Source organism: Paenibacillus sp. FSL P4-0127 (assembly GCF_038007325.1).
Lineage (GTDB): Bacteria > Bacillota > Bacilli > Paenibacillales > Paenibacillaceae > Fontibacillus > Fontibacillus macerans.
The window spans coordinates 4,249,469-4,264,456 of sequence record NZ_JBBOWY010000001.1; the positions used below are offsets into that span (position 1 = coordinate 4,249,469).

Annotated in this window: 13 protein-coding genes; all 13 read left to right on the forward strand. The window is 57.2% G+C overall.

All coding sequences use genetic code 11. The annotated features are described in order from the left end of the window. Positions 1–11: 11 nt before the first annotated feature. Entirely contained in the window at positions 12–1,835 is a 1,824-nt protein-coding gene (locus tag NYE74_RS19135; RefSeq protein WP_155619408.1) for a cache domain-containing sensor histidine kinase, read from the forward strand. Between the two features lie 98 nt (positions 1,836–1,933). Further along, entirely contained in the window at positions 1,934–3,310 is a 1,377-nt protein-coding gene (locus NYE74_RS19140; protein ID WP_051985432.1) for an ABC transporter substrate-binding protein, read from the forward strand. Between the two features lie 106 nt (positions 3,311–3,416). Then, on the forward strand, positions 3,417–4,241 hold the full coding sequence (locus tag NYE74_RS19145) for a carbohydrate ABC transporter permease (protein ID WP_227872749.1): 825 nt from the start codon (positions 3,417–3,419) through the stop codon (positions 4,239–4,241). A gap of 5 nt (positions 4,242–4,246) precedes the next feature. After that, positions 4,247–5,077, forward strand: coding sequence for a carbohydrate ABC transporter permease (locus NYE74_RS19150; RefSeq protein WP_036622854.1), 831 nt, complete (start codon positions 4,247–4,249; stop codon positions 5,075–5,077). Between the two features lie 58 nt (positions 5,078–5,135). Then, complete coding sequence (locus tag NYE74_RS19155; RefSeq protein ID WP_124332054.1) at positions 5,136–6,206, forward strand: M24 family metallopeptidase; 1,071 nt, start codon at positions 5,136–5,138, stop codon at positions 6,204–6,206. Between the two features lie 42 nt (positions 6,207–6,248). Next, the gene (locus NYE74_RS19160) at positions 6,249–7,433 is read left to right on the forward strand and encodes an NAD(P)/FAD-dependent oxidoreductase (protein WP_036622856.1); all 1,185 of its coding nucleotides are present in this window, start codon (positions 6,249–6,251) and stop codon (positions 7,431–7,433) included. Between the two features lie 17 nt (positions 7,434–7,450). After that, the gene (locus NYE74_RS19165) at positions 7,451–8,452 is read left to right on the forward strand and encodes a proline racemase family protein (protein WP_155619495.1); all 1,002 of its coding nucleotides are present in this window, start codon (positions 7,451–7,453) and stop codon (positions 8,450–8,452) included. 72 nt (positions 8,453–8,524) lie between these two features. Next, a complete protein-coding gene (locus NYE74_RS19170) occupies positions 8,525–9,634 on the forward strand; it encodes a proline racemase family protein (protein ID WP_341005119.1) in 1,110 nt (369 codons plus the stop codon). Between the two features lie 51 nt (positions 9,635–9,685). Beyond that, a complete protein-coding gene (locus NYE74_RS19175; RefSeq protein ID WP_036622858.1) occupies positions 9,686–10,573 on the forward strand; it encodes a dihydrodipicolinate synthase family protein in 888 nt (295 codons plus the stop codon). 762 nt (positions 10,574–11,335) lie between these two features. After that, a complete protein-coding gene (locus NYE74_RS19180) occupies positions 11,336–12,811 on the forward strand; it encodes an aldehyde dehydrogenase family protein (RefSeq protein WP_230876977.1) in 1,476 nt (491 codons plus the stop codon). 293 nt (positions 12,812–13,104) lie between these two features. Beyond that, positions 13,105–13,377 carry a (2Fe-2S)-binding protein gene (locus tag NYE74_RS19185; RefSeq protein ID WP_036622859.1) on the forward strand — a complete coding sequence of 91 codons (273 nt, stop codon included), beginning with the start codon at positions 13,105–13,107 and terminating at the stop codon, positions 13,375–13,377. A 53-nt stretch (positions 13,378–13,430) separates the two neighbouring features. Next, positions 13,431–13,709, forward strand: coding sequence for a (2Fe-2S)-binding protein (locus NYE74_RS19190; protein WP_082208049.1), 279 nt, complete (start codon positions 13,431–13,433; stop codon positions 13,707–13,709). Next, positions 13,706–14,953, forward strand: a complete 1,248-nt coding sequence (locus NYE74_RS19195) for an NAD(P)/FAD-dependent oxidoreductase (protein ID WP_341005120.1) — start codon at positions 13,706–13,708, stop codon at positions 14,951–14,953. The genes NYE74_RS19190 and NYE74_RS19195 overlap by 4 nt, the downstream gene beginning before the upstream one ends. Positions 14,954–14,988 lie beyond the last annotated feature (35 nt).

Sequence of the window (14,988 nt, forward strand, 5' to 3'; positions counted from 1 at the left end):
AGGGATGTCATTTGAGAGGACGTTACGGTTTGCCGCGATTCAAGGATCTCCGCTACAGGACCAAACTTTTTTTAACCTATGCCCTCATCATCACGATTCCGCTTGGCATCCTCAGCTCTAAATATTATTTCTCCAGCAGAGAGTCCGTCTCCGAATTCGCCCGGCAAAACCTTTACTCCATCGTCAAGCAAAACAACGAAATCATCGACGCCGAGCTTGCCCGGGTGGAGGAAAGCAGCCTCGCCCTGATCGCGGAACAGGTATTGTACGAGCAATATTTGCACGCGAATCCGGGGGACGAATACAGCATGATTACGATGGAAAAAAAGGTAAGCCGGGCGCTCAACAAATACTTTCCCGATTTGCAGGACATGTATTCGATCCATTTGATCACCAGCTATTCCAACATCGGCCCCACGGGAGCTTCCGCTTTGATCCCTTATGAAGATTTTGACGAGACCGGTCTATACCAGGCGGCGGTAAAAGCGGACGGGGGAATGGCGTGGGTCCCTACCTTTTCGTTTGCGCAAATGTTCAAGCGGGAAATCAATCCGTCCAATCCGCCGGAATACTTCCGGCTGCTGGCCGGGGTGCGCCTGCTCAAACTGTTCGAAATCAACAACGGCGAAGTGATCGAGCTGCAGGGCAAAGCCGAGCTCCCGGTGCTGGTCATCACTTACCGGCCGGACTATTACCGTGCCCGCTTCGAAAGTGCGCTCCCTTCCGCAGGAGCTTCTTTTTTTATCATGAGCCCGGGGGGAGAGCTGGTCGCCGGTTCGAATGCGGAGCGGGAACACGCCGGCTTTAAACCGGATTGGCTGGAGGAAATGGCCAAACTGAAAAGCGGGACCTTAACGATGATCAAGAACGGCCAGCCGCTGATCGTTTGCTTTGATACCTCCGAAGTAACGGGCTGGATTTCGGGAGTTACCATCTCGCCGGAAGCTTTGGGGGCCGCTTTTTTGCCGGAGATCAAATCCTATACCTTTTATTTGGCGTTATTTCTGCTGATCTTCTCGCTCCTGCTGGCGCTTATGTTCGCCAATTCCATCACCAGGCCGATTCATCAACTGCTGCGGGCGATCAAAAAGACGGGCGAAGGGGAATTCGATACCCGCATCCCGGTTGAGTCTTACAACGAGATGGGGTTGTTGATTCATAAATACAACCAAATGAACGTAAAAATCAAAAATTTAATCGAAGAGAATTACAAGGTCAAGCTCAGGGAAAAAGAGACGCAAATCATGTCGCTGAATATCCAGCTGAATCCGCATTTTTTGTACAACACTCTGAACATCATGAATTGGACGGCGCTGGAAAACGATCAGAAGGAGCTGAGCCGGATGATCGTCAGCTTGTCCGCCATGCTGCAGTACACCTCCGAAAACAGCCGCGACACCGGCGATTTGGCGGAGGATTTAAATTGGCTCCGGCATTATCTCTTTCTCACGAACGAACGTTTTGAGGGCAAGTTTACCGTCACCTATGACATCTCCCCCGAGCTTTATTCGTATCAAGTTCCCAAGCTGTTTCTGCAGCCGTTCGTCGAAAACGCGATTGTCCACGGCTTTTCCCGCCTGCACACCGGGGGAAGGATTCTGATCCGGGGGCGGGTGGAGGAGGGGGAGCGCGTGTTCACGGTGGAAGACAACGGCATCGGCATTCCCGCTCACAGATTGGAGCAATTAACCCAAATGGAGAGCGGCTCCATCGGCATACAAAACGTGGACAAAAGAATCAAGCTTATTTACGGAGAGGCCTATGGCGTAACCCTGACTTCGCAAGAAGGGAAAGGGACCACCGTTCACCTCCGTCTTCCTTTATCCAACAAATGAAAATCCTCCACCAATCCAAAAATGTTCGAATTCTTTTTAGAACCGTGCTTTTTTACAATAAATATACAAATCATTTTTGCTGAATGGAGGGTTAGAGGATGAAGAGAGCTAGGCGTTTCGCGGGCAGGATGTTAGCGGCGGCTCTTGCCGTTGCCGTCGTGTTGCCGGCCTGTTCGAATAGCGGGGGAACCTCCGAAGAAAGCCGGGGCGGCGGCCAGGACGGCGGTAAAGAGCAGGTTACGCTGAAATTCTCCTTCTGGGGAGATACGATCGAGAAAAAAACGGTGACGGAAGCGCTCGAACGTTTTGAGCAGGCGACCGGAATTGGCGTGGAGCCGATGCACGTCCCAGCCGATTATTTAACCAAGCTGACGACGATGGTGGCGGGGAATGTCGCGCCGGATCTCGGTTACTTGTCGTCCGGGGCCGCTTTAAGTTGGGGGGCGGACGGGAAGCTGCTTAATCTCTCCCCGCTGATCGACAAGGACCCGGATTTTAAAAAGGAGGATTATCTCGACCAGGTCTGGTACGAAATCGCCCCCGGCAACATCATCGGGATGAGCACCGCGGTCGAAGGATACGGGCTTATGTACAACAAGGATCTGCTGCTGGAAGCGGGCGCACCGCTACCCCCGACCGACGCGGATAAAGCCTGGGATTGGGATACGTTTGTGGAATACGCCAAAAAATTAACGCTGGACGACCAGGGGAGAAATGCGCTTGATCCCAACTTTAACCCGGACAAAATCAGGCAGTACGGACTTCAGTACGATCCTTACAACATGATGGCGGCGGTGGTATCTAATGGCGGCAACTTTTTGACGGAGGATGGAAAAGGGTTTGGGCTGGCCCGGCCGGAGGCGATCGAGGCGATTCAAAAGCTGGCGGATCTGATGTATGTTCACCATGTTTCGCCCACCCCGATGCAAACCAAAAACCTGCCCGATACGGCGCTGCAGACGAAAAAAGTCGCTATGACGGTCTCCGGGAACTGGGCTTTGCAAGCGTTTGCGGAACAGGATTTTAATTTGGGAGTCGGGGTGCTGCCGAAGCTTAAAGTCAGCAATACCCTGTTGGACGGGGCGCCGACGGTCATTTTTAAATCGACCAAGCACCCGGAGGAAGCGTGGCTGCTGTACAAATATATGGCCGACCCCGAATCGGTGCTGCCGCTGATCGAAGGCGGATTATGGATGCCGCTGAAAAAAGAATGGTACACGAATCCGGACCTGATTAACAAATGGGCCGCCGGGAACAAGGCGCATCCGGAAGGATACACCGAGGCCTATATGAAGCAGACGATTGAAAACGGCATCCGCACCCCTGGCTTTGAAGTGAAGAACCTGGACAAAATCAATGCCTTAGTAACGCCGGCTCTCGACTTGGTCTGGACGGGCAAAATGACGGCCGAAGAAGCGCTGAAGGGGGTGGAGCCCAAGGTGCAGCCGCTGATTCAAGGATATTACGGCAAGTAATATCCAGGCTTGTTCATTCATCCGGATTGGGGGGATTGCTATTCTTCATAAACGCCGTATCGCTTTAGAAGGCATCCTGTTCGCCCTGCCCAGTATCTGCGGGCTGATGCTGTTCGTCATTTTGCCGATGCTCGCCAGTCTTTTGCTCAGCTTTACGGATTACCGGATCGTAAATGCGCCCAAATTCATCGGGCTGGCGAATTATACGCGGCTGTTCGACGGCACGGATCAATATTTTTACAACTCGCTATGGGTCACCTTCAAATATGTCGCGCTCCGCGTTCCGCTCGGACTGGTCTTTTCGTTTATCGTTGCGTTTCTGCTGAACATGGAGTTTATCCGCGGCAAATCCGTGTTCCGCACGATCTATTATTTGCCGGCCATCGTGCCCGCGGTGGCGTCCTCGATGATTTGGATTTGGCTGTTTAGCCCGGATCTGGGCCTGTTCAACAGCTTCCTGGAAGCCTTGAACCTACCGACGCTCGATTGGCTGTATTCCGAAACCACCGTGGTTCCTTCCATCGTGCTGATGAGCCTGTGGGGGATGGGGAGCACGATCATTATTTTCCTGGCGGGCCTGCAGGGCGTGCCGAGGTCCTTGTACGAAGCGGCCATCGTCGATGGCGCCGGTCCGCTCCGGAAGTTCCGGCATATCACGATTCCGATGATGACGCCGATTATATTCTTCAATCTGATCATGGGCTCGATCGGAGCTTTTCAGGTGTTTACCGAGGCGCTGATTATGACCCAGGGCGGGCCCAACAATGCCAGTCTGTTCTATAACTACTACATTTACCGGCAGGCGTTTCAATTCGGGGAAATGGGGCAGGCGTCGGCGATTGCCTGGATTCTCTTTATGATCATCCTGCTGGTCACGGTCATCTTCTTCCGCACATCCAAATCCTGGGTGTTCTATGAAAGCGAGGTGTAGCGCCTATGCGTAGAAGCCGCAGAATCTCGCAGCTGACCGTTTACACGATCCTCATTTTAGGAGCCTGCTTTTGTCTATTGCCGTTATTTTGGCTGGTCCGCAGTTCGATGATGAGTTCGCTGCAAATTTTTGAAATGCCGCCAAGGTGGATACCTTCGCCCTTTCGCTTGCAGAACTATGTGGAAGCCTTGACGACGATCGATTTCTTCCGTTTTTTCCGCAACACGTTAACCATCACCATCGGCTGCTTGGCCGGAGCGCTGATCAGCAGTTCGCTTGGGGCTTACAGCTACGCCAGGTTAAGCTGGCCGGGCAAAAAGTTCTTCTTCGGGCTGCTGCTGTCGAGCATGATGCTGCCCAGTGCGGTCACGCTGATTCCGACCTTTATCGGCTGGAAGCTGGCCGATCTGATTAACACTTACGTCCCGCTCATCCTGCCGGTGTGGTTCGGCTCGGCCTTCGACATTTTTCTGTTAAGGCAGTTTTATGCCGGCATCCCGCGGGATTTGGACGAAGCCGCTTTTATGGACGGGGCCGGTCCGTGGACGGTTTTTTCCCGGATCATCATTCCTTTGTCGAAGCCGCCGCTGATCGTCATCGGTTTGTTTTCCTTCATGAATTCGTGGAACGATTTTATGGGTCCGCTGGTGTACTTAAATGAGGAAAGCAAATTTACGATGGCGCTGGGACTGCAAATGTTTCAATCGCTGCACAGCGCGCAGTGGCACTTGCTGATGGCTGCTTCGACCGTGGTGATTTTGCCGGTGATCATCGTGTTTTTTATTGGGCAGCGTTATTTTATCGAAGGCATTACGTTGACCGGGATGAAAGGCTGAACGCAGGATGCATGCGTATGAGGTTCGGTCTGAAAAGATGAGAGGGAGGGTGCAATCCATGGAAGCACAGCGTCTTGAAAAGGTACGGGCAGCGCTCAAGCGGCAGGGGATCGACGGACTATTGATCGCAAGCCCCTATAACCGCAGATATGTTACCGGCTTCACCGGCACCGCCGGCACGGTGGTGATTACGCAGGACCGGGCCTTGCTGGTGACCGATTTTCGTTATACCAGCCAGGCGTCCCAGCAGGCTCGTGAATACGAAGTTGTACAGGCGGCGGGCGACCCGCTTGAACTGATCCGGGAGAAACTGGCCGGGGCCGGCGTTGCGAAATTAGGGTTCGAGAAAAATCACGTGACCTACGCGGGATATGAGGCATATGAAAAGTGCTTTCAGGGATTCGAGCTGGTGCCGACGGACAATATCGTCGAACAGCAACGCGGCATCAAAGACGAGCGGGAGCAGGCGCATATCCGGCGGGCGATCGAGATTACGGAAAAGGCTTTCGACTATATTTTGGGCTTTATGAAGCCGGGCGTTACCGAACGGGAGGCGGCTGCGGAGCTGGAATACTTCATGCGCAAAAACGGGGCGATTTCGTCGGCGTATCCCACGATCGTCGCTTCCGGCGTGCGCTCCGCGCTGCCGCACGGATTGGCCAGCGACAAGCCGCTTGGCGTCAATGAGTTCGTAACCCTCGATTTCGGGGCGAACTACGAAGGATATTGTTCCGATTTAACGCGGACTGTCTTTATCGGCGAGCCTACGGAGCGCCATCAGGAGATCTACCGGATCGTGCTGGAGGCCAACCGGACCGCCCTGGAGGGGCTCAAACCGGGGATGACGGGGAAGGAAGGCGATGCGCTGGCCAGGGATTGTATCGCCGGCTACGGGTACGGCGACTATTTCGGCCATGGCCTCGGTCACGCCTTTGGTTTGGAAATCCACGAGCCGATGCGGTTTTCGCAAAAAACGGAGGACGTGCTCGAGCCGGGGATGATCCTGACGGTGGAGCCCGGGATTTATATCCCCGATTTCGGCGGCGTCCGCATTGAGGATGACATTCTCGTGACGGAGACCGGCATTGAAGTGCTGACGAAATCAAGCAAAGAACTGATCGTCTTATAATGCGGGTTCAACAACCTCTGTAAAAGAAGGAGGACTGCGTTCATGAATTCGGTGGCTGCGGAAGTCGTTGTCATCGGCGGCGGGATCATCGGCATGTCCATCGCCTATTATGCGGCGAAAGCCGGCATGGACGTGATCGTGGTCGAGCGCGGCGAAATCGCCGGGGGCACCTCGTCCAAATGCGACGGCAATATTTTGGCGATCGACAAGGACCCCGGCTTTGACAGCCAAATGTCCCTGAAATCGCAGCAGTTAGTGGCGGAGTGGGCCCGGGAGCTTGATGAAGAATTCGAATACCGGGCCCCCGGCAGCATCCTCGTGTGCGAGACCGATGAAGAGATACAGGCCGCCGAGAGCTGGGTTGCGCGCCAGCGGGAAGCGGGCCTTCCTTTTCGCATGCTGGACCGGCAGGACCTGCGGGAGGAGTGGCCCTTTCTGGCGGACGATTTGCCGGGCGGGTTGGAATGCGCCACGGATTCTACGGTGAACCCGGTCCTCTTAACCTATTCGCTTGCTTCCACCGCCCGCCGCCATGGAGCAAGGCTGCGAACCCATACGCCCGTGACGGCGCTGCTGCTGGATGAGAAGCGCGGAATTCGCGGGGTGGAAACCTCCGACGGGACGATCCGCGCGAAATTTGTCATTAACGCCGCCGGGGTATGGGCGAAGCGGATCGGGCTAATGGCCGGGATAGATATTCCGATCGAACCCCGCAAGGGCCACATTCTCGTCGCCTCCCGCTGGGAGAGCATCGGGAAGCGGAAAGTGATGGAATTCGGCTATTTGATCAGCAAATTCGGCGGAACGCGCAAGGTGGACCCGAGGTTCGAACAGTACGGCATCGCGCTCGTGTTCGAACCGACCGCTTCGCAAAACTTCCTGATCGGCTCCAGCCGCCAATTCGCGGGGGAAGACAGCCGCGTCGACCAGGAGGTGATCCGGCTGATTGCGGAACGGGCGATCCGCTTCTTTCCCGTGCTGGAGCGGATCCCGCTGCTGCGGACGTACGCGGGCTTGCGTCCCTGGACGGCCGATCATTTGCCGATCGTTTCCGCCGTCGACGAAGTCCCCGGATTTTATGTGGCGGCAGGACATGAAGGGGACGGCATCAGCCTGGCCGCGGTTACGGGGAAGGTGATGAGCGAAATGTTAAGCGGCGCCGAGACGTGCATCCCGGTCGAGCCGCTCCGTTATGACCGTTTTCGCCGCTCTGTTGCCCGCCATTAGGAGGTGGTGTTATGAGTATGGGATTTTCCAAGCTGGTGAGCACGATCGATACCCATACGGGCGGGAATCCGACCCGCACCGTGACCGGCGGAGCGCCGGAACTGATCGGAAGGACGATGACGGAAAAGATGGTTTACATGTCCGAGCATTACGACGATTTCCGCACCGCGCTGATGTTTGAGCCGCGGGGACATGAGGTGATGTCCGGCTGTATTTTGACCCCGCCTTGCGACGAGCGGGCCGACATCGGGGTGGTGTTTATGGAAACCGGCGGATACTTGCCGATGTGCGGACATGATACGATCGGCCTTTGCACCGCGCTGATTGAGGGGGGAATTTATCCTGACAGTCAAGACGTCATCCGGCTCGACACCCCGGCGGGTCTTGTGGAAGCGAGGCTGGAGATCGAGGACGGGAAGGTGAAGCAGGTAACGTTCACGAATATCGCCTCTTTTTTGTACAAAAGGGATGTGTTGGTAGATGTCGAAGGGCTAGGCGAAATCTCCATGGACATTGCGTATGGCGGCAATTTTTACGGACTGGTCGACGCGCGGCCGCTTCGCCTTCCCCTGGTTCCCGGCCAGGGCTCGGAAATCATAGGGTTGGCCGTCAAGATCCGCGAGGCCGTGAATTGCCAGGTTGAGGTGGTGCATCCGGAAATCCCGGTCATTCGCGGGCTTACCCATATCGAGTTCTACGGCGATCCGGTATCGCCGTTGGCCCACTGCCGGAATACCGTGGTTGTGCCTCCCGGGGGGATCGACCGTTCACCGTGCGGGACGGGAACTTCGGCCAAGGTCGCCGTGCTTCACGCCAAGGGAGAACTGGCGAAAGGGGAGGAATTTGTCCACGAGAGCATCGTGGGCTCGCTGTTCCGAGCCAAGATTGTGGAAGAAACGATGGTAGGCGGCCTGCCGGCGGTTATACCGCAAATCTCCGGGGCGGCTTGGGTGACCGGCTTTCACCAGTTTGTTTTACAAGCTCGGGATGAGCTGAATCGGGGATTTTTTCTGCTTTGATAGTTCGAGTTCAAAAAGTCAGGATGTCAGATTTTTTGAACTACTCTCTAATGGGTTCGGGGGCCGGTGTACATGAGAATGAAAAATTGGTATGCGGCGATCGACACGCATTCCGGCGGCGAGCCGCTTAGGATCGTCACCGGCGGCTTGCCGCCGCTGGAAGGAGCATCGCTGCGGGAGAGGGCGGAGTTTTTCCGGCGGAACTTCGATGCCGCAAGGAAGCTGCTGCTGGCCGAGCCGCGGGGGCACGGGGCGATGACCGGGGCGGTCGTTACGGCGCCGGTGACGAAGGAAGCGCGGTTCGGCCTGCTGTTCCTGGATCAGGAGGGCCTTACGGCCATCAGCGGCCACGGGATTATCGCCGCGGTTGCGGCCTGGACCGCCACAGGGCAGTTGGAGCCTTCCAAGGCCGCCGCGGGTATTCTGATCGATTGCCCGGCGGGAACGGTGCGTGCGGTTGCCGATTGCGAAGGCGGAGAAGTCCGCTTGGTTATGGTCGAATCGGTTCCGAGCTTCGTTTGGGCCGCGCCCTTTCGGGTGAATGTTGAAGGCGCGGAGGTAAGGGTCGATATCGCCTTCAGCGGCGAGATGTACGCCGTTGCCGATGCTTCTTCCTTGCTCGCCGGCGTAAGCGGGGGATATCCGCTGCCCAAGCTGCGGGAATGGGCGCGGCTGATCCGCGAGGCGGCGGAAGGGCGGCTGCAAGTCGAACATCCGCTGGCGGACTGGAATGGGAAGATTTACGGCGTGTTTTTTTATCGGAGGGAAGCTGAGTACGATGGCCGCTGTGAAACCCACGTTGAAACCCACGTTGAAACCCGTCTTGAGTCCCGTCTTAAAGCCAGGGCTGATGATCGGCCTGATGACCGTGATTCGTCCGGGATCGTCTACCGGAGCGCGGCTGTATTCGCCGGAGAACAGCTGGACCGGTCGCCGGGCGGAGCCGGGGTTTGCGCTCATTTGGCGGTACTCTATTCCCGCGGATTGCTGGCGCGGGGCCAGCAGGTCGTCTACGAGGGGATCACCGGCGCCCAAGCGGTCGGGAGCATTGCCGGGGAAACGGCGGCTTCCGGCCGCAGGGCCGTTATCCCGCGGTTTACGGGAACCGCCCATGTCTTAGGTTTTATGAATTTTTTGCTGGATCCGGCCGATCCGCTGCCTGAAGGTTTCATCCTTAATTAGATTAATATTTCATTACATGAATAAATGAAAAGCGAGGGGAGAAAGCGCGTTATGCCTAGATTTGAAGGAGTTTACGTGGCCATCGTCACGCCGTTTACCGCCAGCTGCGAGGTGGACTACAAGCGTTTGGCCGAGCTTTGCGACTGGCTGATTTCACAAGGGGTGAACGGTCTGGTTCCAGCCGGCTCACTGGGGGAATACGCGACCATGACCGGCGAAGAGCGGGCCAAGGTTGTGGAAACCGTGATCGCGGCCGCGGCCGGGCGGGTGCCGGTGGTGCCTGGGTCCGCCGCGCCTTCTACGCGGCAGGCCGTCGAGTGGGTGAAGCATGCGAAGGAAGCGGGGGCTGCCGGCGTGATGGCGCTGCCGCCGATCAACTACCGGCCGCTGGAGCATGAGGTCATCGCCCATTATGAGGCGCTCAACGAGGTGGGGCTGCCGATTATCGCCTACAATAATCCGCATGATTACAAGGTCGACTTGACCCCGCAGCTGCTGGCCAAACTTTCCGGGCTTGAGCATATAGTGGCCGTCAAAGAGTTTTCCGGCGACATCCGCCGCGTTCACGATATTTTGGCCTATACGGATTTGGAAGTGATGATCGGCGTCGACGATTTGGCCATGGAGGGGGCGCTGTTCGGAGCGACAGGCTGGATCTCCGGGGTGCCGAACGCTTTGCCGCAGGAAGGCGTGGAACTGTTCGGCCTGGCCAGACAAGGCAAGGTCCGGGAAGCAACCGAGCTGTACCGCCGGCTGCTCCCGCTGCTTCACTTCGACGCCAGCCCCCAGCTCGTCCAGTCGATCAAGTACATGATGGAGCTGGCCGGATTCCCGGCCGGGCCGACCCGCCCGCCGCGCCTGCCTTTGCCGGAGGCCGATTGCGAGGTGATTAAACAAGCGTTTGAGCAGGCGACCTGCCATAAACAACCGGCCAATTAACCGGCAGTCGCACGAACAAGGGGCATTAAGAAGGAATCGGCACAAAAATGGGAGCAAAGGCAAAAGCGGCGTTTGATATCAGGACGGCACAGCCCCTCCAAGCAAGGCCGGCGTCATTCCAAAGGTTGTGAGCGCCGCTAAGTCGACAAAATGCAGGGGAAACCAAATTTAACGGTTGCGACAGCACTGGCGTTGCATTAACGCCTGCACAAAATCTCTGGTACACCTTGCCCGCAATTCCATTTGAGATCACGCCAGAAATCTAACGGTTGTATCAGTCGCTATTTTGCCAATAAAGCCCCTTTCTAAATTTTAACGGTTGTGAGCGCGGTTATCTGCTCTAATCTGAGCCCAAATCGCCGGGTTTAAGCTAAATAAGCGCTATGGCAACCGTTAGAATTTGAAAACGGCGATATTGGAGCAAATAGCGGCTGTGGCAACCGTTAGAGCGGTGGCGAGAAAATGTATCCCGTCGGATTTAATGCAACGCTAGTGTTGCGACAGAGCTTATTTTGGCTTATCTCAAAGGTTCGCCCCTTTTTCACCCAAATAAGCGCGGGTGCAACCGTCAGATAATGAATCTCGTCTTTTCGGCTGATTAAGCGCAGGTTACAACCGTTAGCGAAAGACTGAAGAACCGGGATGCAGAGCCGTTAACTCAAAACGAATGGATAGCCAACTGACTTTACAGCCAAGCGCCGATTTCTGGGTTGAGTCCAAAAAGGAAGCGTCCAAAAAGGAAACAAAAGAAGGGAGCTTGGAATGAGCTTGAAACAGGAAGAATCGTCAAAATCGTCAATGGTACACAGCCGAAATTGGATCGGTGGAGAATGGATCGTCCCTGCGGCAGGGGAGTGCGCCGTGGTTAATCCGTCCGACATCCGCGAGGAAGTAGGCGTGCTTCATTTATCCGACGCTTCGCATGTCAGACAGGCGGAGCAGGCGGCACGTTCGGCATACGCTTCCTGGTCCCGCTTGACGGGGGCCGCAAGAGGCGAGCATTTGCACCGGCTGGCGGCCGCTTTGGAGGCGAGGGCGGCCGAGGTGGCCCGTCTCGCCAGCATGGAGATGGGCAAGCCGATTACGGAAATGCGCGGCGAAGTCATGCGCGGCGTAAACCTGCTGCGTTACTATGCCGCAGAAGGAGTACGGGCGAGCGGGGCGGTGATCCCTTCCAGCGAGCCGGATGTTTTGCAGTATAGCCGGAAGGTGCCGCTTGGGGTGGTAGGAATTATCACCCCCTGGAATTTTCCCGTGGCCATTCCGCTATGGAAAATAGCGCCGGCGCTGATCTGCGGCAACACGGTGATCTGGAAACCGGCCGAGTCCGCTTCTTTGACCGCGACCAGGCTGGCGGAAATTTTCGCCGAAGCCGGACTTACGCCCGGTGTCGTCAATCTGGTCGTCGGCAAAGGCGGTAAAATCGGCGGTCCGCTGCTGGAGCAAATCGCTTTGGACGCGGTCAGCTTTACCGGCTCCACGGCCACCGGCACGCACATCGCCGAGACCTGCGCCAAACGCAACATCAAATATCAAACAGAAATGGGCGGCAAAAATGCCGCCGTGGTGCTAAGCGACGCCGATCTGGAGCATACCGTGCCCCTAATCGTCAGCGGCGCTTTCCGCTCGGCGGGCCAGAAATGCACGGCGACCAGCCGCATCATCGTGGAATCCGGGATTTACGATTCGTTTACCGAAGCGTTGACGCAAGCGGTATCCAGGCTCAAGCTGGCCCCGGCCCTTGACCCGGAGGCTTACCTGGGACCGGTAGCTTCGGCAGGCCAATACGAAACGGTGAATTCCTATGTGCAGCTGGCTTGGGAGCATGCCGAAATCCTGGCTCAAGGTCCGGCAGCGGCGGAGGACCGGGAAGGCTACTACATTCGGCCGCTGGTGGCGGCGGGCTTGAACGCGGAGCATCCGCTGATTCAGGAGGAGATTTTCGGACCGGTCGCCGTGGTGCTGGAAGCGTCCGATTTCAAGGAGGCCGTCGCTTTGTGCAATCAGTCCGTTTACGGCTTGAGCGCTTCTTTATTCACCCGGGATTTGTCCTCTGCTCACCGGTTCCTCGACGAAGCCCGGGCCGGAATGGTCCGCGTTAATCAGGAGACGGCGGGCGTCGAGTATCAGGCCCCGTTTGGCGGCATGAAGCTGTCCAGCTCGCACTCGCGCGAACAGGGGCAAGCCGCCCTGGATTTCTACACAGAGCTGAAGACCTGCGCTATTCGTTATTTTTAGGGTCATCTTTTGAAGATTTAAGAATGAATAGCCACCGGAGATATTCTTCCTTAAATCGCAAGAAAAACTTCATCTTAAGGCGGCCTGTCTTCTTTGATTGTTCATCGATAGAGTTTTTCTATCACGGAGCAGGACAAGAAGCGGATCGGGCGTCGAATCTTGAATTCAGCCGGGCCTTCCGGTGCTCACGTACCCAAAACGTACGCTTCGCTCCTTTCGTCCCTAGCTTCATCCAACCTTCTTGGTGCTCAAAACCTGACTTTTGAACACGGACTTTTTAGGAGGCTTACGATATGCAACGACGATCCACGGTGATTTGCCGCTGCGAAGAAGTGACGCTGGAACAATTGGAGGCGGCCTATGCGTCGGGATGCCGTACCTCCCGGCAACTGAAGATGAAGACGCGGGCCGCGATGGGCGCTTGCCAGGGCCGGGTATGCAGGAACCTGCTGGAAACCTGGATTCACGCAAAAGATCCCGAGTCCTCCCGCGATGCCGAGCTGCTGGCCTGCCGCCCGCCGATCCGGCCCGTCACTTTCGGCCAACTGGCAAGGGGGGGAGAATAGTGGAACGGATCATAGACCACCCGATTCTGGGTCCGCAGAAAACGCCGGGTAAAATGGTGAGTTTTACATTTAACGGCAAGGTATTGACGGGACGGCAAGGGGAGCCGATCGCCGCCGCTTTGCTAGCCGGCGGGATTCGCATTTTACGCAGGCACGAGGAATCCGGCAGTCCCCGCGGGCTGTACTGCGCCATCGGTCATTGTATGGAATGCCGGCTGGATGTGGAAGGCAAGGGGCCGGTGCGCTCCTGCCTTACCCCGCTGGAGGCGGGGATGCGCATTTCCGAGGGGCGGCGGCTGCCCAATGAAATAACGGGGAGGAAACGGCCGTGACGAAGTCCCCGCTATTCGACCTGCTGATCGTCGGCGCCGGTCCAGCGGGATTGTCGGCCGCGGCCGAAGCGGCCGGCCATGGGCTCGGCGTAGTCGTGCTGGATGAGTTCCCCGAACCGGGCGGGCGTATGCTGGGCCAGTTTCACGAGGAAAAAGGGCACTGGTGGGTAGGCCGGCGGGAAGCTGAGCAACTGCTGGAAAAATGCGCTGCCCTGGGGGTTGAAATCCGCTGCGGCATATCCGTTTACGGTATGGCCAGGCAGGATGACCGCTGGGTGGTTAGAACGACCGGCGGAGCGTTGGCGGCCGCAAACGTCCTGCTCGCTACGGGCGCCGCCGAAATTCCCCGGCCCTGCCCCGGCTGGACGCTGCCCGGCGTGATGTCGATCGGCGCGGCCCAGGTGCTGGCCAATGTGCACTACGTGAAGCCCGGCCGGCGCGGCCTAATTATCGGCGTTAACACGCTTGCCATGGCGATCGCCCGGGAGCTAGCGGTCAGCGGAGTGCCGATCGCCGGGATTGTGCTGCCCGGGCCGGGTCCCTTGTCCGGCGAAGACGCCTCGCCCAAGGCCGTTTTGGCGAAGCTGATGGGCCTCGCCTATCTGGCGCCTTCGCCGCTGCTGCGAATCGGCGGAAAGATCGCGGGCAGCTTAGGGATCGTGGGGCCGGCGGCCCGGTTTTTCCCCCGCAGCGGGATGAAAATATGGGATATTCCGTTACTGCTGCGTACGGCGGCCATATCCATTAACGGTACGGACCGAGTGGAATCCGTAACGTTGGCGGATGTAACCGGAACCGGCGAGGTCATCCCCGGCAGCGAGCGGGAGGAGCGGGTGGATTTCGCGGCGCTGGCGGGGGGATTATATCCGCTGGCGGAATTGGCCGCGGTGGCCGGGTGCCCATTTGTGCATGTACCGGAGCTGGGCGGCCATATTCCGCTTCACAATGAGCAATTGCAAACCCCGGTGAAAGGCTTGTATGTCGCCGGCAATATTACCGGGATCGAAAGCGCGCTGGTGGCTATGGCCCAGGGGCGGCTGGCCGCCGCGGCCGTATGCGGCGATGCGGGCGTATTGGGAACCCGCAGGGAAAGCAAGCTGCTTGAAGCGGCGCAGCAAGTCCGGCGCGTGCGCTCCTCCGCGTTGATTCAATTTCAGCCGGGCATCGCTGATGCCAGAGAGCGGGTTTATAAGCAATACGCTGGGTTCCTGCGGGCTGAAGTGGGGGGTTCAATGAGCAAATGAACTAAGCTCAAGAGAAAAACATAAGCACAAAAAAT